Origin of the sequence: Neisseria brasiliensis (genome assembly GCF_009671065.1) — a bacterium.
Lineage (GTDB): Bacteria > Pseudomonadota > Gammaproteobacteria > Burkholderiales > Neisseriaceae > Neisseria > Neisseria brasiliensis.
In genome coordinates this window covers 437,378-458,326 of the sequence record NZ_CP046027.1, presented here as the reverse complement: position 1 = coordinate 458,326, position 20,949 = coordinate 437,378, and the positions used below count along the sequence as shown (strand labels likewise).

The window sequence follows — 20,949 nt, the reverse complement described above, 5'->3', positions numbered from 1 at the left end:
GTTATGGCATAGTAAAAGGCCGTCTGAAAAATATTTTTTCAGACGGCCTTTTGTTGTTTGATTAATGTGCAGAATCAGCTGCTTGTGCCTGTTTACGGTAAGCCAATACATAAAGCATGCCGACGAATACTGAGCCGCCGACTGCATTACCCAAATAAACCGACACCATATTGTGCATAAACTGCGCCCAAGAAATATCGGCGCCGCCCCAAATCGCTGCCGGAATCACAAACATATTGGCGACAACGTGTTGAAAACCGATTAATACGAAAATCATAATCGGAAACCAAATCGCCAAAATCTTACCGCCGTAAGTATGCGCACCGTAGCACAACCATGCGCCCATCGCCACCATCCAGTTACAACCAATGCCGGATACGAAAGCATGCGCAAAATCCGCCGATACTTTGGTTTGCGCCACGGCAATGGTTTCATGCAAGTAGCAGCCTTCGGTCAAACCCAAAAAATGGCCGAAAAACCATGCCACAAAAAATGCGCCGAGCACATTCGCCAGCGATACAATCAGCCAATTACGCAGCCATTTGGCGGTGGTAATCTTTTTCATCATCACGGCCACAGGCAACACCATCATATTGCTGGTAATTAATTCTGCGCCGCCCAATAAAATACAAATCAGGCCGATGGGGAAAACCGCTGCGCCGAGTAGGGTAGCCAAGCTGCCCATTTCTTCCGGCATACCACCGACCACGCGGATGTAGGCCAGATAGCCGATGGAAATAAATGCGCCACCCAAAAAGCCCAAGACGCTCAGTTGCAGCGCGTCGCCGTTGCCTTTTGCGACGCCTTTATCAGCGGTCGCGCGCAGGATTTCATGCGGGTATAAATCACTCATGTTTGTTGTCCGTATCGAATACAAGCATTATTTTACGGTGGCAGAATGCTATCGCGCTTGATATAACTCAAGGGTGTATTTTTGTTATTCCATGTAATTGAGGCCGTCTGAAACGTTTCAGACGGCCTCAAGTTGATTTCGGCTTATTTCTTCAGTTCGGCCAAAATATCATCGACGGTTTTCTTCGCATCGCCGAAACACATCACGCTGTTTTCATTGAAGAACAGCGGATTTTGCACGCCGGCGTAACCGGTATTCATCGAGCGTTTGAACACAACCACTTCTTTAGCATTCCACACTTCCAACACCGGCATGCCGGCAATCGGTGAATTCGGGTCGGTTTGCGCGGCAGGGTTGACGGTGTCGTTGGCACCAATCACCAATACCACGTCGGTTTCGGCGAAATCATCATTGATTTCATCCATTTCCAACACGATGTCGTAAGGAACTTTGGCTTCGGCCAGCAATACGTTCATGTGACCCGGCAAGCGGCCGGCGACAGGGTGGATACCGAAGCGCACTTGCGTACCGTTTTGGCGCAGCAGCTCGGTGATTTCAGCCACCGGATATTGCGCTTGTGCCACCGCCATGCCGTAGCCCGGCGTGATGATGACGCTGGACGCGTCTTTCAGCAAAGCGGCTACACCGGCAGCATCGATTTCGCGGTATTCGCCCACTTCGCCGCTGCCCGTTGCGGCTGCCGTGCTGTCTGAACCAAAACCGCCGGCAATCACGGAAATAAACGAGCGGTTCATCGCTTTACACATGATGTACGACAGAATCGCACCGCTGGAACCGACCAGCGCACCGGTCACAATCAGCAAATCGTTAGACAGCATAAAGCCCGCTGCTGCCGCTGCCCAGCCGGAGTATGAGTTCAGCATCGACACCACCACCGGCATGTCCGCTCCGCCGATGGAAGCGACCAAATGCCAGCCGAAAGCCAAGGCAATCAAGGTCATCACAATCAGGGCGAACCAGCTGCCGTCGGCTGATACAAACACCAACAGCAAAATAAACGACACCACCAAAGCGGCCAAATTCAGCTTATGCTTGGCCGGCAGTTGCAGCGGTTTGCTGCTGATTTTGCCGTTGAGTTTGCCAAAGGCCACAATCGAGCCGGTAAACGTCACCGCACCGATGAAAACACCCAAGAATACTTCCACCAAGTGAATGGTGTGCATATCCGAAGGTACATCACCCGGGTAAATAAAGCTGTTGAAACCAACCAACACCGCGGCCAAGCCGACGAAGCTGTGCAATAGGGCAATCAGCTCGGGCATTTCGGTCATCTCGACTTTTTTGGCTTTGTAGATACCGATGGCGGCACCGGCAGCCATTGCCAACACAACCCAGAAAAGGCCGGAAGACTGCTCACTGAAAATGGTGGCAAATAAGGCAATCGCCATGCCGACCATGCCGGAATAACAGCCTTGCTTGGCGGTTTCCTGTTTTGACAAACCGGCCAGCGCGAAAATAAATAAAATTGCGGCGACGATGTAGGCCGCAGTAACCAAACCTAAAGACATATCGTAACCCCTTATCCTTTGCGGAACATATTCAACATGCGGCGGGTAACATAGAAGCCGCCGAAGATATTAATGCTGACAATTAATACCGCGATAAACGCCAAAAACGACACAAAGCCGTGACCTTGGCCGATTTGCAGCAGCGCACCGACCACGATAATGCCCGAAATCGCATTGGTCACCGACATCAGTGGTGTGTGCAGCGAGTGCGATACGTTCCACACTACGTAATAGCCAATCACACAAGCCAAAACGAACACGATAAAGTGGTTCAGAAAGGCAGCAGGGGCGACGGCACCAATCCACAAAATCAGAATCGCGCCAATCACCGCAGGGGCGAGTTTTTTCCACAATGGAACAGGTTTCGGCTCAGGTTTGGCCATCGGCGCGGCTTTTTCAGACGGCTTGGCTTGCGGCTGGGCGGAAACTTGAATCGCAGGCGGCGGGAAAGTGATTTCGCCATCGCGCGTCACGGTCATGTTACGGATAATCACATCGTCAAAATCCAGCGTGATTTCGCCGTCTTTATTCGGGCTGAGCAGTTTGGCCAAGTTCACCAAATTGGTGGCGTAAAGCTGGGAAGATTGTCCCGCCAAGCGGTTGGCCATATCGGTATAGCCGATGATTTTTACGCCGTTGTCGGTGATAAAGAGTTCGCCCGGACGGGTTAATTCGCAGTTGCCGCCGGTGGCTGCTGCCAAATCGACAATCACCGAACCCGGTTTCATCGATTGCACCATTTCGGCGGTAATCAGTTTCGGCGCCGGTTTGCCCGGAATGGCGGCGGTGGTGATGATGATGTCGACTTCTTTGGCTTGCTCGGCAAACAGCTTCATTTCCGCAGCGATGAATTCTTCGCTCATCACTTTGGCATAACCGTCGCCGCTGCCACCTGCTTCTTGTGGGAAGTCGAGCTTCAAGAATTGGCCGCCCATCGATTCGATTTGCTCAGCCACTTCCAAGCGCGTATCGAATGCTTTGACGATGGCGCCAAGTGAGTTTGCCGTGCCGATGGCGGCCAAACCGGCCACACCCGCACCAATCACCAACACTTGCGCCGGCGGTACTTTGCCCGCAGCGGTAATCTGACCGGTAAAGAAACGGCCGAACGCATTGGCCGCTTCAATCACGGCGCGGTAGCCGGAAATATTGGCCATAGAAGACAGCGCATCTAAGGCTTGGGCGCGGGAAATACGCGGCACCATGTCCATCGCTAACACGTTGACTTGCTTATCGTTTAAGGTCTGCACCAATTCAGGATTTTGTGCAGGCCAGATAAAGCTGACCAAGGTTTGACCGGCGTTCAGACGGCCTGTTTCCGATTCGGTCGGCGCGTTGACTTTATAAATCAACGGGCTTTGCCACACCGTATCCGCGTCGGCCATAATCGCACCGGCAGCTTCGTAAGCGGCATTATCCAAGCTGGCAGCCAAGCCGGCATCGCGTTCGATCACAATCTCAAAACCCAGCTTCTGCAACTGGGTCACGGTCGCAGGCGTACACGCCACACGGGTTTCACCGGCCAGAGACTCCTTAGGGATACCAATCCTCATGTCTTCGTCCTTTAAGTTGGTTAATCAAGCTTATGTAAATGAATCTTAGCCAATACTTTATAACTAATTTTTGCCTGAAAGACAATGAAAAAATTCTTTTTCTTAATATATTAATTTTAACTATACTTAGTCCGAAAAAGACTTTAGACTGCGGAAAAGGAGGTGGATAGCGTAGAGATTGTCGTGTTAAAATAAGACTTTAAAACCAACAAAAGGAACACATCATGCGGATGCTCCACACTATGCTGCGTGTCGGCAATCTGGAAAGATCACTGGATTTCTATCAAAATGTTTTGGGCATGCAGCTTCTGCGCCAACATGATTATCCGGACGGCAAATTCTCTTTGGCTTTTGTCGGCTACGGCAATGAAGCGGAAAATACCGTATTGGAACTGACCTACAATTGGGGTACTGAAAGCTACGATTTAGGCGATGCCTTCGGCCACATCGCGATTGAAGTGGACGACGCTTACCAAGCTTGTGAAATGGTGAAACAAAAAGGCGGTAAAGTGGTACGCGAAGCCGGTCCGATGAAACACGGCACCACCGTGATTGCGTTTGTGGAAGATCCCGATGGCTACAAAATCGAGTTTATCCAAAAAAATTCCGGCAATGATTCGGTACAATACGATAAGTAATTCAAGGCAATTAAGAAAGGCCGTCTGAAATTTAAGTTTCAGACGGCCTTTTATTTAACAATTCAATAGGTTAAAGATTCGGATTCACAATGATTTTTACCGCAGATTCGTTGTTGTGAATCAGGCGCTCGAAGCCTTCAGAAATCAATTCGTCCAACTTAATACGTTGAGTGATGAACGGCTCAAGATTGATTTTGCCTTCTTCCACCAGCTTGATGGTTTCGGCATGGTCGTTGCAGTAGGCGATGGTGCCGCGTACGTCCAATTCTTTCATCACCACGCTGTGTACATTGATGGTGGCCGGGTGGCTCCAAATCGACACAATCACCACTTTGGCGGTAGGCTTGCAAGAAGCCACCAAAGTATCCAATACTTTATTCACGCTCGAGCATTCAAATGCCACGTCTACGCCTTCGCCGTTGGTCAATTTCAATACTTCTTCGGTCACATCGACTTCGGAAGGGTCAAGAATATAATCGGCTACACCGGCTTCTTTGGCTTTGTCTTTACGGGCTTTGCTCAATTCGGTGATGATGACTTTAATGCCTTTGGCTTTCAAAATCGCCGCCAGCAACAAGCCGATAGGGCCGGCGCCGCCGACCAAGGCCACATCACCTTCTTTTGCGCCACTGCGCACATAAGCATGATGACCTACGGATAAAGGCTCGATCAAAGCGGCCTGATCCAATGGGATATCGTTGGAAATCGGGTGTACCCAACGGCGCTTAACGGCGATTTTTTCCGCCAAGCCGCCACCACAGCCGCCTAAGCCGATGAAGTTCATATCTTTAGACAAATGGTAATTGCTGCCTTCGCCCGTATCCACATCATCACGGATAATGTAAGGCTCAACTACCACATGCTGGCCGACTTCGATGTCGTCCACGCCTTCGCCCACAGCATATACCACGCCGGAAAACTCGTGCCCCATGGTAACCGGTGCTTCCTCACCGGAAATCGGATGTGGATGGCCGCATGGCGGAATGAAGATTGGCCCTTCCATAAATTCATGCAAGTCGGTACCGCAAATACCGCACCAAGCCACGTTGATGCCGACGGTGCCCGGTGCCACGGTTGGCTCGGGGATGTCTTCAATGCGGATGTCGCCTTTGTCGTAGAAACGTGCTGCTTTCATATGTAACTCCTTTTTGATTAATCAAAGGTTAGGGCTAATGGAATTCAGATATTCATGATATGTATGAAAGGGTGTTCTAATATTATTATCTGTGATAAGTTTTTTATTTGATTATATAAGATAACAATCTTTAATTTAGATTCTACACTTTTTGAGCACGATGTAAATAGGCCGTCTGAAAGCCAAGTTTCAGACGGCCTGATTAAAAGAAACAAATTATTTAGCTGCGCGTTTGCCCTTAAGCCGCTTTTCATATTGATGCGCCTCATCGGCTTTAGGCAATCCGGCCAACACATGAATATGCGCGGCGGCTGATTTTGCCAGCGGCTCAAGCGTGTAGCCGCCTTCCAATACCGATACGATTTTGCCGTTGCAGCTTGAGGTCGTCTGAACAATTTTATGCGTCAACCAAGCAAAATCGGCTTCGTGCAGATTCAGACGGCCTGTTTCATCGAGTTTGTGTGCATCGAATCCGGCGGAAATCACCACCAATTCGGGCTTAAACTTGGCCAGCTTGGGCAGCCATGTTTCCCGAATGGTGGTGCGGAACACGCGGCTGCCGGTATCCGGGGTAAAAGGCGTGTGAATGATATTCGGGTTGCGCCCTTGCTGATTTTGCGGCAAGGCGAACGGAAAAAGGTCGTGCTCAAACATATTCAGCAGCATCACGCGCGGTTCGTCTTTGAAGATTTCCGCCGTGCCGTCGCCGAAATGGATGTCGAAATCAATCACCGCCACGCGTTGCAAGCGGTATTCGGCAATCGCGTGCATCACGCCTACGGCCACGTTGTTGATTAAGCAAAAGCCACCGGCTTTATCGGAATGGGCATGATGGCCGGGTGGACGTACGGCGCAAAAAGTATGGTAAGCTTTTTTGTTCATCACCATGTCAATCGCCTGTACCACCGCCCCCGCCGCAAAACGGGTGGCTTGTAATGATCCGTGACTCATGACGGTGTCGTCGTCAATGCGGTAGATTTTGCTCGGCTGCGGCTGATGACATTCTAGGAAACGCAGGTATTTTCGCGGATGCACCAAGGCGAGTTGTTTGTCGCTGATTTCCTGTGCTTGAGCGGTTTGCAGCTTCGGCCAAATATTTTGGCGTTTGAGTTCGGCTTCGATGGCGGCAATGCGGGCAGGGGATTCGGGGTGATGGATGCCTGGTTCGTGTTCGGCAAAAATAGGATGCGATACCCACAGGGTGCGGGCGTTTTTTCCCATAAGCCGTCGGATAAACGTGCGCAAGCGGTTGATGATTTTCTTCATGTGTGAGCAGGTTCGCAATAAGGTGGGCTTCAGGCCGTCTGAAATTTCAGACGGCCTGACTGATAAATATGGTTAATAAACGCGGAAATACTTGGAAAATTTGCAGACGGCCTTTAGAATAGCGTAATTTTGGGGCTGACCCAACTGAAATTTCAGTCCTGCTTTTCAATTAACAACGATTATAGAACGGAAAAACTATGGAACAAAGTATGTTGGCTCAATTTGCACCGCTCGTCCTCATCATGGTGGTGTTTTATTTCTTGATTATGCGTCCGCAACAAAAGAAATTCAAAGCCCATCAACAAATGCTGTCTGAATTGAAAGTCGGCGATAAAGTGGTGTTGGCTGCCGGTTTCAAAGGCCGCGTGACCCGCGTTGGCGAACAGTTTTACGGTGTGGAAATCGGCCGCGGCGTGGAAGTGGAAGTTGACCGCAACGCCATCGCCAGCAAAGCTGAATAAGATTGATTGCTGCAAAAGCCGCCTCATTTTGAGCGCGGCTGTTTGTCTTTAAGAAAAACTGAAGGTTTCCCATGAACCGTTATCCTTTATGGAAATACCTGCTGATTGCGTTTACGATTATTGTGGCGGTGATTTACGCGCTGCCTAATTTATTCGGTGAAACGCCTGCGGTGCAGGTATCGACCAACCGACAATCTATTGTCATTAACGAACAAACCCAAAGCAGGGTTGAATCTGCTTTGAAGGCGGCCAATATTTCAACCGACGGCATGTTTATTGCCGATAATTCGCTGAAAGTGCGTTTTAAAGATGCGGAAACGCAGCTGAAAGCACGTGATGTGATCGAAAATACCTTGGGTGAAGGCTATATTACCGCGCTCAACCTGCTGGCCGACAGCCCGGAATGGATGGCGAAAATGAACGCCAATCCGATGTTCTTAGGCTTAGACTTGCGCGGCGGCGTGCATTTCACCATGCAGGTGGACATGCAGGCGGCGATGCAGAAAACATTTGAGCGTTACGCAGGCGATATCCGCCGCGATTTGCGCCGTCAAAAAATCCGTATCGGCACCATCCGCCATACAGACAACAGCCTGACTGTGCCATTCCAAGATGCGGCCGATGTGCAAAAAGCCCTGCCGCAACTGCAAAACCTGTTGCCGGAAACCACGCTGACGGCTGACGGTAATAATGTGGTGCTGACGCTGTCTGAAGCGGCAGTCACCAAAATCCGCACCGATGCGGTGAAGCAAAACATCACTACGCTGCACAACCGTGTCAACGAATTGGGCGTGGCCGAGCCGGTGATTCAGCAATCCGGTGCCGAGCGCATTGTGGTGCAGTTACCGGGTGTGCAGGATACAGCTAAAGCCAAAGACATTATCGGCCGTACCGCTACTTTGGAAGTGCGCATGGTGGAAGACGATCCGGCGCAAATTACTGCCGCTTTAAACGGCAATGTGCCAAGTGGTTATGAATTGCTGTATAGCGCGGGCGAGCATCCGCAAGCCACTTTGGTGAGCAAGCAGGTTGAGCTCACCGGCGACAACATCAACGATGCCCAACCGAGCTTCGATGAAATGGGCGCCCCTGCGGTGAGCATCAACTTAGACGGCACCGGCGGCACCATTTTTGCCGAGCTGACCTCGCAAAATGTCGGCAAACGCATGGCGATGGTGCTGATTGACCAAGGTAAAGCCGAAGTGGTGACCGCACCGGTGATTCGTTCTGCCATTACCGGTGGCCGTGTGCAGATTTCCGGCAGCATGAGCAGCGCAGAAGCTAACGATACGTCTTTGTTGTTGCGTGCCGGTTCGCTGGCCGCACCGATGGAAATTGTGGAAGAACGCACCATTGGCCCGTCTTTGGGTAAAGAAAACATCGAAAAAGGCTTTAATTCAACGCTGTGGGGTTTTGCTGCTGTGGCAGTGTTTATGGTGATTTACTACCGCCTGATGGGTGTGTTCTCGACCATTGCCTTGAGCACCAATATCCTGTTTTTGATTGCGATTCTGTCTGCCTTGCAAGCCACTTTGACCCTGCCGGGCATTGCCGCATTGGCGCTGACTTTGGGTATGGCGATTGACTCGAACGTATTGATTAACGAGCGTATCCGCGAAGAATTGCGCGCCGGCGTGCCACCGCAGCAGGCGATTAATCTCGGCTACCAACACGCTTGGTCGACCATTGTCGATTCCAACTTGACTTCGCTGATTGCAGGTATCGCCTTGCTAATTTTTGGCTCGGGTCCGGTACGCGGCTTCGCCGTGGTGCACTGCTTGGGTATTTTGACCTCGATGTATTCGTCGGTGGTGGTATCGCGCGCATTGGTGAATTTGTGGTATGGCCGCAAACGCAAGCTGCAAAGCATTTCCATCGGTTCGGTGTGGAAGCCGGAGCCGGTTGCCTCGAATACCGTGGTGGATAAGGAGTAAAACATGGAATTATTCAGAATCAAACGCGATATTCCATTCATGAGCTACGGTAAACTGACCACGTTTATTTCGTTGGTGACGTTGTATTCGTCGGTGGTGGTATCGCGCGCATTGGTGAATTTGTGGTATGGCCGCAAACGCAAGCTGCAAAGCATTTCCATCGGTTCGGTGTGGAAGCCGGAGCCGGTTGCCTCGAATACCGTGGTGGATAAGGAGTAAAACATGGAATTATTCAGAATCAAACGCGATATTCCATTCATGAGCTACGGTAAACTGACCACGTTTATTTCGTTGGTGACGTTTATTGCAGCCGTATTTTTCTTGGTGACCAAAGGTTTGAATTTCTCGGTGGAATTTACCGGCGGTACCGTTATGGAAGTGCAGTATCAGCAAGGTGCCGATGTTAACCAAACCCGTGAAAAGCTCAATACCTTAAATTTGGGTGAAGTGCAGGTACAAGCTTTGGGTACCAGCAAACACATCATGATTCGTCTGCCGAACAAAGAAGGTGTGCCTTCAGCGCAATTGTCGAACCAAGTGATGGACTTGTTGAAACAAAGCAATCCTGATGTCACACTGCGCCAAGTTGAGTTCATCGGCCCGCAGGTCGGCGAAGAGTTGGTGACCAACGGTTTGCTGGCTTTGGGTATGGTGGTCATCGGTATCATTATTTATCTGTCGATGCGTTTCGAATGGCGTTTTGCCGTGGCGGCGATTATCGCCAATATGCACGATATTGTGATTATTCTCGGCTGTTTCGCGCTGTTTCAATGGGAGTTTTCATTGACTGTGTTGGCCGGTATTTTGGCGGTATTGGGTTATTCGGTGAACGAATCGGTGGTGGTGTTTGACCGTATCCGCGAAAACTTCCGTAAACCGGCCATGCGCAATCATACCGTGCCGCAAGTGATTGACAATGCGATTACCGCAACCATGAGCCGTACCATCATCACCCACGGCTCGACCGAAGCGATGGTGTTGTCGATGTTGATTTTCGGCGGCGCGGCCTTGCACGGTTTCTCACTGGCCTTGACCATCGGTATCGTGTTCGGTATTTATTCATCGGTTTTGGTGGCCAGCCCGCTGTTGCTGATGTTCGGCCTGAATCGAGAAAATATTTCGAAAACGCCGAAGAAAAAAGAAGAAGTGGTGGTGTAACTGCCGTCATCTTTTCAGACGGCCTTGTGAATATGAGGCCGTCTGAACTAAAAAACACGCTGATTTTCAGCGTGTTTTTTTATGGGTGTTTCATTTAATTGAAATAGCACTAAATCGGTATTTCCACTATAGAGACCGTCTGAAACATTCAGACGGCCTCTCAATGAATTTCATTCATATCAACGCGCAAATTTAGAATTTGCTTGTGTATAGTGAAGCCGTTATAGTGGCAGCATTCCGTTAAAAGCATTATTTCAAAAATGAATGATATCAATTGGTATTAGTTAAATCGGTTAACTTGCCGATGACAATATTGATGGAATAGTATCATTTTATTTCGAATAATACTTAAAATGATAAAAGTAGACGGTGATTTGGAAAGAGAAGGTTATTCATGGATTTAAGACAAAAAATTGCCCAAAGCCCGATGAGCGGTTATCAATGGATGGTGGTTGCATTGACCTTCATTTTAAATATGCTCGACGGTTTTGATGTGTTGGCGGTGGCGTTCACGGCAAAAAGTATTCAAACTGAGCTGGGCTTGGATGGTGCGCATATCGGCACGTTGATGAGTGCAGGTTTGCTGGGCATGACTTTGGGCTCGGTATTTTTAGCACCGTTCGCTGACCGTTTTGGCCGTCGCCCTTTGCTGATTTTTTCAACGCTGTTGTCGGCCATCGGTATGTTGATGACGTATTTCTCACACTCGATGGAAACAATTGCGTTTTGGCGTATTGTCACCGGCTTGGGTGTGGGCGGTATTCTGCCGTGTACCAACGTGATTGTCAGTGAGTATGCCAACCAAAAATGGCGCGGCTTGGCGATTGCGATTTATGCATCCGGCTTCGGTATCGGCGCGATGTTGGGCGGTATGTCGGCAGTGATGCTGCAGGGTGAATACGGCTGGCGTTCGGTATTTTTGGTTGGTGCGGTGTTGACCATGTTGGCGGTGGTGTTGCTGATGGCGGTTTTGCCGGAATCGGTGGATTTTTTGCTGACCAAGCGTCCGGCCAATGCCAAAACGCGTTTGGATAAGATTGTCGCCAAAATGGGCTTGAGCGGTGATTGGGCGTTCCCTGAAATCGAACAGGGCGTGAAGAAGGCGAAAGTGTCGATTCTGCGTTTGTTTGAGCCGCAATATCGGGCGACCACGCTGTTGATTTGGTTGGCGTTTATCACTGTGATGGCTTCGTATTATTTTATCAACTCATGGACACCTGCTTTGCTGGAACAAGCCGGTATGGCGAAAGAGCAAAGCCAGTCGGTCGGCATGGCAATTTCAGTGGGTGGCGCGATTGGTTCGTTGATTTTCGGTTTCTTGGCCAGCCGTTGGACGGCACGCGCGGTGTTAATCAGTTTTGGTGTGTTGGCAGTCGGGGCGATTTTTGCATTCTTATCATCAAGCGCTTTAAGCGTGGCGCTGGTGTTTGCCGTTTTGATTGGTGCACTGATGAATGGTTGTATTGCCGGTCTTTACACCATCAATCCGACGCTTCATGCCGCTGATTTCCGCAGCGCCGGTGTGGGTGTCACCATCGGTGTCGGCCGTTTGGGTTCGATTTTGGCACCGATTGTGGCTGGTGGTTTGCTGGATGCAGGTTGGGCGAAAGATGATTCATATGGCGCAACCGCAGCGGTGATTATCTTAGCGGTAGTAGCATTGTTCTTCTTGAAGCCTAAGGTGCAACACGCTTAAGGAAATATGCTCAATAAATGAGAATCAGGCCGTCTGAAAGGGGAAAATAACCTTTCAGACGGCCTTGAATATTTAATGAATGTATTTAAATTTCATTTTTTATGTTTGAAGTTGAATTTTTAGGCGGAGAAAATAGGAAAGAAAAATGAAAATTTAAGCGATTGAAATGTTTATTTACAGGGATTTTGCGGTGTATCAAATTTATGCAGCAGATTCTTAAAGGCTTGCTTGTCAGTTTCAAACTTTTTAAACATAATAGCTTGCATGTAAATTTTATTACATGCTTGCGAGGCAGATTGGTTTAAAATAAAAATAATGCAGTGTTAATGCCCCTTATGTGCCGGGTATATACGGCAGTTATATCGCCTTGTCTTATTTTTATTTGAAACAACTAGGTAAAAGAGAATATCAGCTTAAATGAATAAAAATAATTGTTGGCAGTATACTCATGTTCAAAGTCTGATGGATAGTAGAGATGGCCGGTAGTTTATTCTCAATAATGCGCCAAAATCATTCGGGGATAAACGGTTTTGTCCTCATGGCCAGTATTGCAACGGTTGTTTGAGATGTTTATGATATTGGGAAATTAAAGATATTGTGTTGGAAAATTGTGTAGGTTGTTAATTAAGGAAGATTGAGCATGAAAGTAACCAGTTTCGGTGAAGTGCTGTGGGACGATTTCCCAAGCGGAAAAGTATTGGGCGGTGCGCCGCTGAATGTGGTTGTTCGCCTGAAGGCCTTAGGTGCGGACAGCAGCATCATCAGCTGCCGCGGCGACGATGAAGACGGCGAAGAATTGTTGCGCCAGATTCTGAGTAAGCGCGTGAATGCCGACCTTGTGCAGATTTGCCCTGACCAAGCCACCAGTTTGGTGAAAGTATCGCTGGATAAAAGCGGTAGCGCTTCATACGAAATTGTTTACCCTTGTGTTTGGGACCGCATTCAGGTGCAGCCGGAAGCTTTGCAGCGTGTAGCCGAATCCGATGCGTTTATTTTCGGCAGCCTGGCCACTCGTGACGAAGTTTCCCGCGCCACGCTGGAGCAATTGCTGGAGCAAGCCAAATTCAAGATTTTTGATGTCAATCTTCGCAAGCCGCATTACGATACCGACCGCCTGTTGGCGACCATGAAGAAAGTTGACATGGTGAAATTGAATGACGATGAATTGTACGAATTGGCTGAAGTGTACGGTTCGCCTTATCATTCGATTGAGCAAAATATCGCTTATGTCGCCAAGCTCACCGATGTGGAAACTTTGGTGGTGACGTTGGGCAGTCATGGCGCAGCCTTGTATCGCGACGGCCAGCTTTACCGCCACAGCGGTTTCCGCGTGAAAGTAGCCGATACCGTTGGCTCGGGCGACAGCTTTTTGGCCGGTTTGACGTATAAGCTGTTGAACAATGCCGACCCACAAGAAGCCGTAACCTTTGCCTGCGCATTGGGTGCTTTAGTGGCTTCACGCCATGGAGCGACACCTGAAATTTCTTTGCAGGAAATTGAAACCTTCATGAATCCGGCGTAATGTTTTCATGATGAATCAAAGGCCGTCTGAAAGTAGGATTTACTTTCAGACGGCCTTTTTTGATATTTTGTTGGATTGATTACCAATAAGTCACAAACGAATCCAAATCGGTGTTTTTCGCGCCACCGGTTTCTTCATCGGGTGTGCCGACCATAATCAGGCCAATGATTTTGTCTTTCTCGCCGCAGCCAAAAGCTTCGCGCAACAATGGGCTGTTGGTCCACAAGCCGGTAATCCAAACATTATCAAAACCTTGTGCGGTAGCCGCTAATTGCAAGCCATAGGCCGAGCATGCGGCGCTGAGCATTTGTTCCCATTCCGGTTTGGGTTTCGGCACATTTTGGTTCGGCGCAAAGGTCACGCCAATTACCATCGGCGCCATGTGGCCGACTTTTTCCGCTTTTTTCATTGATTCTTCACCGAAGTTCAACTCGGTAACCGTTTGGCGCAAGAGTTCGCGAAAGCGGGTTAAACCGGCTTCACTTTGAATTACGGTAAATTTAAACGGGCGCATATTGCCATGATCCGGCACTTGGGTTGCCGCTTGCAGCATGATTTCCAATTGTTCGGCATTGGGTGCGGGGGCGACCAGTTTTTTAGACGAGCGTCGGGTGGTTAATAATTCGAGAGCGTTCATGAGAGATTCCTGTGATTGGATGTGTGATGGTTCTTTATAGCACAAAATATTTTTTCAAGCGAATGGGTGAGTCATAAAAGAAGGCCGTCTGAAATGTTCAGACGGCCTATGATTTTGTTTTCAATCAACCGTAGCGGCGTTGGAAATCCTGCATAAATTCGACCAAGGCTTCCACACCGGCCAGTGGCATGGCGTTGTAAATGCTGGCACGCATACCGCCGACTGTTTTGTAGCCTTTGAGTAAACGCAAGCCGCGCAAATCGGCTTCTTGCACGAACATTTTATCCAGTTTGTCGTTGTCGGTTTTGAACACCACATTCATTTTAGAGCGGGCGTTGACGGCAATCGGGTTGATGTAGAAGCCGCCGCTGCTATCGATGGCATCATAAAGCGTTTTGGCTTTGAGGTTGTTCACCGCTTCGATGGCTTTCACACCGCCTTGCGTTTGCAGCCAGCGGAACACCAAGCCCGACATGTAAATCGGGTAGGTAGACGGTGTGTTGTACATGCCGTCTTTTTCGATGTGGGTGCGGTAGTTGAACACGCTTGGAATATTTTTCGGGCAGCGATCCAGCAAATCATCGCGGATAATGACCACAGTTACGCCGGCCGGACCGATGTTTTTCTGTGCGCCGGCATAAATCAAACCGTAATCAGCCACGTTAAATTTACGCGATAAAATTTCACTCGACATATCACACACCAAAGGCGGCATGCCATTTGAAAGTTTTGGCACGTCTTGATATTGCAAGCCGTTGACGGTTTCATTGATGGCAAAATGCACAAAAGCCGAATCTTTGGAAATATTCCAGTCTTCCACGGCAGGCAAGTCTTTGTAATCAAACAATTCACCGCCATGCGCCGCGATGTTGACTTGAGCATCGCCCAAAAGCGGCATTTGCTCGGCTGCCAAGCGGCTCCAGTTGCCGGTAATCACGGCATCAATGCGCTCGAAACCATGCGCCAGATTCATCGCGGTCATATTAAATTGTGTGGTTGCACCGCCTTGTAAAAAAAGCACTTTATAATTATTGGGAATGTTTAACAGTTGGCGCAAATCTTGTTCGGCATGATGCAAAATCGACATAAACATATCGGAGCGGTGGCTCATGGCCATCACGGGGAAACCGGTGCCGTTGTAATCCAGCATTTCTTGCTGGGCGGTACGCAAAACGGCTTCAGGCAAAACGGCAGGGCCGGCGGAGAAATTGTAAATCGGCTGGGCAGACATGGTGTGTTCTTCGCAATAGGAATGATGGAGCATTCGATTTTAGGGTTTGCTATCGGGTTTAGCAAGTATTTAAACCGACATTGAGGCCGTCTGAAAACTTACATTCGCATTTCAAGTGCAACGCTCAAATGCCATTGGCAAGGGCTGCTGAAAACAGATCACCCGGTGTCTCATAGTCCAATGTCTTTCTCGGTCGGCGGTTAAGGGCCTCCTCAACCGCTTTAATCTTTTTAGCACCCAGTTTCCTAAAATCCGTCCCCTTTGGGAAGTATTGTCTGATCAGCCCGTTGGTATTCTCCACCAAGCCTTTTTCCCAAGAATGGTATGGACGGCAGAAGTAAGTTTCCGCACCCAGGGCTTTGGCAAAGGTTTTATGTCGGTAAAACTCTTTACCGTTATCCAAAGTAATCGTTTGAATGATATCTTTAAACGGCTTCAATGCCCGAATCACTACCCGGGCTACATCTTCTGCTTTGAAATTGCTGATTTTGCGGATAACGACAAATTTGGTTTTTCTTTCAACAGCAACCACCAGTCCGCTTTTTTGATCTTTACCGACAATGGTGTCCATCTCGAAATCGCCGACCCGCTCTTTTTGATCGACAATGGCAGGTCTGTGTTCAATGTCGGTTCTGTCCGGTACGCTGCCTTTTGTCCATGCACCGCTGCCGTATTTTCTGCGGTAGGGTTTGGAAACGATACGCAGATGGGTGTACAGGTCGCCGCCGTTTTGACGGTCTTTGGCGAGATAGCGGTAAAGGGTGCTGTGGTGCAGTTTGATGTGTTGATGTTTCAGCAGATAGCCGCAGACTTGTTCGGGGCTGTATTTTTGGGTAATCAGTTTGTTAACAGTCTGTTTGACGGCAGTAGTCAGTTTGGTTGGCTTTTTGTTTTTCTTTTTAACTTCGCTTTGCTGTTGTGCTTTTCGGTAACAGTAGGTTCCGTTGACGGAATGCCGTCTGATTTCCCGACTGACGGTGGCGGGATGACAACCGATGTTCTGTGCGATTTGGTTTAGGGGTAGGTTGCGGTAATGTCTGGAAATGTAGTATCTTTGGTGTGAGGTCAGTTGTGTGTAGGCCATATTGCAATCTTTCTTGTCAGGAAAGGCAGTATACCACCGCATACTGGCCTTTTCTGTTATTGGAAATTGCACTTGTTAGGCGAATGTAAGGGCCTTGTGCTTTCAAAGCAATCTGATATGGGCTATAATTTCAGGTTTTTCAATCGCCTAGCGCGGTTTGTTTTAATGTGAACAGAAAGAAGTTATGACTGCTGCGAAAAAGCCTTTGGGCGAAAAGCAGATGGCGGTATTAATGGCGATGTTGATTGCACTGATGCCGTTTTCGATTGATGCGTATCTGCCGGCGATTCCCGAAATGGCGGAAGACTTGGGCTCGAATATCCACCGAATCGAGCAGAGCCTGAGTATGTTTATGTTTGGTGCGGCATTTGGCCAATTGGTTGGTGGCTCGGTGTCAGACATCAAAGGGCGCAAACCGGTGGCGTTGGTCGGGCTGTCGCTGCATTTCATCAGCGTGCTGGGACTGACGATGATCAGCAACGTCGACCAATTGCTGACCTTGCGTGCGCTGCAGGCGTTTGGCGCAGGCATGACGGTGGTGGTGGTCGGTGCTTTGGTGCGCGACCATTACGATGGGCGTAAAGCGGCGCAGATGTTTGCGCTGATTGGCATTATTTTGATGATTGTGCCACTGATGGCACCGATGGTCGGTGCGTTGTTGCAGAGTTTGGGCGGTTGGCGCGCGATTTTCTGGTTTTTAACCGCTTATAGCGTGTTATTGTTGGTGTTGGTAACATTTTTCCTGCCCAAACCGACGCGCACCGATAAAATCAGCCGCGAGATTTTTGCTGTGGTCGGTGGCCGGTTTAAGCATGTATTGCGCAATAAAGGCGCGATGGGTTATCTGTTTTTCCAAGCATTCAGTTTTGCTTCGATGTTTGCTTTTTTGACTGAATCTTCGTTTGTTTATATGCATTTATACGAAGTGTCGTCGCACGGCTATGCGTGGATTTTTGGTTTGAACATCATCACCATGGCCTTGTTCAACCGCGTAACGGCATGGCGCTTGAAAACCGGCGTGCATCCGCAGAATATTTTGCGCTGGGGCATTATCATTCAGTTTGCCGCCAATTTATCGATGGTGCTGCTGGTGTTGGTGAGTGATTTGCCGCCGATGTGGGCGCTGGTCGGTTGTGTGATGTTGTCTGTCGGTACGCAAGGTTTGGTCGGCGCCAATACGCAGGCGTGCTTTATGAGCTATTTCAAGAAAGAAGGTGGCAGCGCCAATGCGGTGTTGGGCGTGTGTCAATCGGTGATTGGCGCGGTAATGGGCATGCTGACCACATGGCTGCACAACGGCACGGCCTTGATTATGCCGGTGATGATGCTCACGGCGACGGTATGCGGTATTGTGCTGTTGTGGGTGTGTTCGCATGAAGCGTGGATTGAAAATGACAAAAACCGCGGCGAGTTTAAATAAAAATAGTAGTTTTACCTGATTGGTGCAATGAAATACTGTTTTTCCGCAATCATTGGGCTTTAATGCTTTAATTTCTATTATCAGGCCGTCTGAAAGCCTTTCAGACGGCCTGTTTAATGCTAAAATCGCTACATTCACGAATCATGCAAGAGAAACATCATGTCGATTGATGAACAGTTAAAACCCCACCGCGATGCGATTGACGAAATCGACGCCACCGTATTGCGCTTGTTGAACCAACGTGCCGGTCATGCCCACGCCATTGGCGAACTCAAAGGCACCGGCACAGTATATCGCCCTGAGCGCGAAGCCGCCGTATTGCGCCGCATTCAGGCATTGAACGAAGGCCCGTTGCCGAATGAATCGGTGGCGCGCCTGTTCCGCGAAATCATGAGTGAATGTCTGGCGGTGGAGCGCCCGCTCACCATTGCTTATTTGGGCCCGCAAGGCACGTTTACCCAACAAGCCGCCATCAAGCATTTCGGCCATGCGGCTTATACCCAAGCCTGCACCACCGTGGATGATTGTTTCAAGCTGGTGGAAACGCGCCAAGCTGATTACTTGGTGGCGCCGGTGGAAAATTCGACCGAAGGCTCAATCGGCCGCACTTTGGATTTGCTGGCCGTATCCGCCCTTAAAGCCTGCGGTGAAGTGGTGGTGCGCATTCATCATAATTTGCTGCGTAAAAACAGCTATGAAATCAACGGTGTGACCAAAGTTTTTGCCCACGCGCAAGCCTTGGCGCAATGTAACGACTGGCTGGGTCGCAACCTGCCCAATGCCGAGCGTATTCCGGTTTCCAGCAATGCCGAAGCCGCACGCATTGTGGCCGAGTCTGACGATGGCACCTTAGCCGCGATTGCCGGTATTACCGCAGCGGAAATTTATCAATTAAACATTGCCGGTGACTGCATCGAAGATGAACCGAACAACACCACGCGCTTTTTGGTGCTCGGCCATCAAGATACCAGCAGCACCGGCAGCGATAAAACTTCATTGGTGATTTCAACACCAAACCGTGCAGGTGCGGTGATGGGTTTACTGCAGCCGTTTACCGATTTGGGCATTTCCATGACCAAATTTGAGAGCCGCCCGAGCAAATCGGCTTTGTGGGAATATTTGTTCTTTATTGATATCGAAGGCCATAAAGACGATGAGCGCGTGCAAAAAGCCCTACAATTATTGAGCGAACGTGCATCGTTTGTGAAAGTGATTGGCTCGTATCCGACTGTGGTGTTGTAAGGTTTTAAATAAACAAAAGGCCATCTGAAACCTGATTTGTGGGTTTCAGACGGCCTTTATTTTTATAAACATGGACTAATGATCAACCACGATGCCTTTGCTTTCGCCGGCTGCTTTTTCAGCATCCAATTTCTTTTGCAGCGTGTCGCAAGGGATTTCACAATCGCACATTTTTTCCATGCCCAAAGCGGAAATGCCACCGCAGCTGCCTTTAATCGAGCGTTTGGAGAAAATGTAGCCGACTGCCATGCCTAAAATCACCAGCAGGAAAATGCCGAAGGTTAAGAAAAGGGTTTTCATGATGTGGGTTCCAAGGTTAAATTAATTAAGTAACTGTTTGAATGCACTTGATATTTCAGTTTTGTAGCCGTCACCATCGTAGATGATTAAGAATACCGCCAAATCGTGTTGCTCGGCAAGCGCCAAGGCTTTTTCTTCGCCTAACACGAATAAACCGGTGGACAGGCCGTCGGCGGTGGTGGCGTTATCGGCAATCACGCTGATGGACGCGAGCTTGTGGCGAATCGGCGCGCGCGTTTGCGGATTGATGATGTGGGAGAGGCGATTGCCGTTTTGATCCAAATGGAAATTGCGGTAATCGCCCGAAGTGGCCAAAGATTGGTTATCCAGCGGCACGATAATTTGTGTGCCGCTACCTTGCACCATATTCGGCTGCTCAATGCCCACGCGCCAAGCTTCGCCGGAAGCGTTGCGGCCTTTGCCGTGTAATTCGCCGCCTATTTCTACCAAATAGTTGCGAACGCCTGATTTTTCAAGATGTTGTGCCACTTTATCCACGCCGAAACCTTTGGCGATGGAAGATAAGTCCAAATAAACACCGGCTTGGGTTTTGGCAAGCGTGGCAGACTCACCATCGTGAGCCAACAAAATTTTATCGATGCCGACAGCCTGCGCGGCTTGTTCGATTTCGGTTTTGCTGGGTGAGTAGGTAACTGCTTTATCCGGCCCAAAGCCCCATAAGTTCACTAAAGGGCCAACGGTCACGTCTAATGCGCCTTGGGTCATTTGGTTTAAACGTACGGCTTCGGCGGCCACATCAGCAAAATCTTGGGAAATCTTCAGCGGGCGGTTGGCTTTACGCATTTGGTTGAATTGGCTGATTTCCGAATCCGGCTGATAGGTGGACATTTGGCGATTGACTTCTTTCAGCACATCATCGATTTGTGTCTGCATGATTTCCGGTTTGGGCAAATCAAGGCCGTCTGAAAGGTATTTGACGGTGTATGTCGTGCCCATAGTTTCGCCTTGCAGCGTGACCGTTTGCGCTTGTTTGCCACAAGCAGCGAGCAGAAACAGCGTAGCAGTGAAGAATAGGACGGCGAGAGATTTTAAAACGGACATGAGTGTGTGCGACAAAATTTTTCAGACGGCCTATTGTAACGTAAAATGAACACCAACGGGCTGCTCTGAACGATGATGGAGCGGTGGGAAATCGGCTGGAAAGGCCGAGACCTTTGCAAAATCCCTAGATTTGAGTACAGTTCTAAAGTTGTAGCAGCACAGAAAGCGCAGACATATCACAAAGATGGGCAAGCTTTCGAGCAGCGCATAACGAAGAAATGTGCCAAA

19 protein-coding genes are annotated in these 20,949 nt (G+C 49.2%); 9 read left to right on the top strand and 10 right to left on the bottom strand.

Features of this window, described 5'->3' with window-relative positions; genetic code table 11:
• Positions 1–61: 61 nt before the first annotated feature.
• From GJV52_RS02415 to GJV52_RS02405, 3 genes are all read right to left on the bottom strand, one after another.
• Positions 62–853 (bottom strand): formate/nitrite transporter family protein, encoded by a 792-nt coding sequence (locus GJV52_RS02415; protein ID WP_100562477.1) that lies wholly within the window; start codon positions 851–853, stop codon positions 62–64.
• Between the two features lie 143 nt (positions 854–996).
• A complete protein-coding gene (gene pntB / locus GJV52_RS02410) occupies positions 997–2,382 on the bottom strand; it encodes a Re/Si-specific NAD(P)(+) transhydrogenase subunit beta (protein ID WP_100562480.1) in 1,386 nt (461 codons plus the stop codon).
• 11 nt (positions 2,383–2,393) lie between these two features.
• Positions 2,394–3,935, bottom strand: coding sequence for a Re/Si-specific NAD(P)(+) transhydrogenase subunit alpha (locus GJV52_RS02405; protein WP_095502691.1), 1,542 nt, complete (start codon positions 3,933–3,935; stop codon positions 2,394–2,396).
• A 224-nt stretch (positions 3,936–4,159) separates the two neighbouring features.
• Here GJV52_RS02405 and gloA point away from each other — a divergent pair, with 224 nt between their 5' ends.
• Positions 4,160–4,573: a lactoylglutathione lyase gene (gloA, locus tag GJV52_RS02400; protein ID WP_095502690.1), complete on the top strand. Its 414-nt coding sequence runs from the start codon at positions 4,160–4,162 to the stop codon at positions 4,571–4,573.
• Positions 4,574–4,643: 70 nt separating this feature from the next.
• Here gloA and GJV52_RS02395 read toward each other — a convergent pair whose 3' ends face one another.
• Positions 4,644–5,708: a 2,3-butanediol dehydrogenase gene (locus tag GJV52_RS02395; RefSeq protein ID WP_095502689.1), complete on the bottom strand. Its 1,065-nt coding sequence runs from the start codon at positions 5,706–5,708 to the stop codon at positions 4,644–4,646.
• Positions 5,709–5,924: 216 nt separating this feature from the next.
• Positions 5,925–6,974, bottom strand: a complete 1,050-nt coding sequence (locus GJV52_RS02390; protein ID WP_100562482.1) for a histone deacetylase family protein — start codon at positions 6,972–6,974, stop codon at positions 5,925–5,927.
• A gap of 197 nt (positions 6,975–7,171) precedes the next feature.
• Between GJV52_RS02390 and yajC the strand changes: the two genes are divergently transcribed.
• From yajC to GJV52_RS02360, 6 genes are all read left to right on the top strand, one after another.
• Positions 7,172–7,435 (top strand): preprotein translocase subunit YajC, encoded by a 264-nt coding sequence (gene yajC, locus GJV52_RS02385; RefSeq protein WP_095502687.1) that lies wholly within the window; start codon positions 7,172–7,174, stop codon positions 7,433–7,435.
• 71 nt (positions 7,436–7,506) lie between these two features.
• Positions 7,507–9,369, top strand: a complete 1,863-nt coding sequence (secD, locus tag GJV52_RS02380) for a protein translocase subunit SecD (protein WP_095502686.1) — start codon at positions 7,507–7,509, stop codon at positions 9,367–9,369.
• A 3-nt stretch (positions 9,370–9,372) separates the two neighbouring features.
• Positions 9,373–9,588 (top strand): hypothetical protein, encoded by a 216-nt coding sequence (locus GJV52_RS13490; RefSeq protein ID WP_154212849.1) that lies wholly within the window; start codon positions 9,373–9,375, stop codon positions 9,586–9,588.
• Between the two features lie 3 nt (positions 9,589–9,591).
• Positions 9,592–10,527, top strand: coding sequence for a protein translocase subunit SecF (gene secF / locus GJV52_RS02370; protein ID WP_100562484.1), 936 nt, complete (start codon positions 9,592–9,594; stop codon positions 10,525–10,527).
• 394 nt (positions 10,528–10,921) lie between these two features.
• Positions 10,922–12,223, top strand: coding sequence for an MFS transporter (locus GJV52_RS02365; protein WP_100562486.1), 1,302 nt, complete (start codon positions 10,922–10,924; stop codon positions 12,221–12,223).
• Positions 12,224–12,863: 640 nt separating this feature from the next.
• Complete coding sequence (locus tag GJV52_RS02360) at positions 12,864–13,745, top strand: carbohydrate kinase family protein (protein WP_100562489.1); 882 nt, start codon at positions 12,864–12,866, stop codon at positions 13,743–13,745.
• A gap of 79 nt (positions 13,746–13,824) precedes the next feature.
• On the opposite strand, the gene GJV52_RS02355 is transcribed toward GJV52_RS02360, so the two are convergent.
• The 3 genes from GJV52_RS02355 to GJV52_RS02345 form a co-directional block, all read right to left on the bottom strand.
• Positions 13,825–14,382 (bottom strand): nitroreductase family protein, encoded by a 558-nt coding sequence (locus GJV52_RS02355; protein WP_095502911.1) that lies wholly within the window; start codon positions 14,380–14,382, stop codon positions 13,825–13,827.
• 124 nt (positions 14,383–14,506) lie between these two features.
• Positions 14,507–15,613, bottom strand: coding sequence for a phosphoserine transaminase (serC, locus tag GJV52_RS02350; RefSeq protein ID WP_095502912.1), 1,107 nt, complete (start codon positions 15,611–15,613; stop codon positions 14,507–14,509).
• Positions 15,614–15,737: 124 nt separating this feature from the next.
• Positions 15,738–16,697 carry an IS30 family transposase gene (locus GJV52_RS02345; protein ID WP_154143172.1) on the bottom strand — a complete coding sequence of 320 codons (960 nt, stop codon included), beginning with the start codon at positions 16,695–16,697 and terminating at the stop codon, positions 15,738–15,740.
• Between the two features lie 184 nt (positions 16,698–16,881).
• Between GJV52_RS02345 and GJV52_RS02340 the strand changes: the two genes are divergently transcribed.
• Together GJV52_RS02340 and pheA are read left to right on the top strand one after the other, a co-directional pair.
• The gene (locus tag GJV52_RS02340) at positions 16,882–18,117 is read left to right on the top strand and encodes a multidrug effflux MFS transporter (protein ID WP_100564239.1); all 1,236 of its coding nucleotides are present in this window, start codon (positions 16,882–16,884) and stop codon (positions 18,115–18,117) included.
• A 159-nt stretch (positions 18,118–18,276) separates the two neighbouring features.
• Positions 18,277–19,359, top strand: a complete 1,083-nt coding sequence (gene pheA, locus GJV52_RS02335) for a prephenate dehydratase (RefSeq protein WP_100564238.1) — start codon at positions 18,277–18,279, stop codon at positions 19,357–19,359.
• A 75-nt stretch (positions 19,360–19,434) separates the two neighbouring features.
• Here pheA and nqrM read toward each other — a convergent pair whose 3' ends face one another.
• Positions 19,435–19,659, bottom strand: coding sequence for a (Na+)-NQR maturation NqrM (gene nqrM, locus GJV52_RS02330; RefSeq protein ID WP_095501998.1), 225 nt, complete (start codon positions 19,657–19,659; stop codon positions 19,435–19,437).
• Positions 19,660–19,680: 21 nt separating this feature from the next.
• Positions 19,681–20,721, bottom strand: a complete 1,041-nt coding sequence (locus GJV52_RS02325) for an FAD:protein FMN transferase (RefSeq protein WP_095501999.1) — start codon at positions 20,719–20,721, stop codon at positions 19,681–19,683.
• Positions 20,722–20,949: the final 228 nt, after the last annotated feature.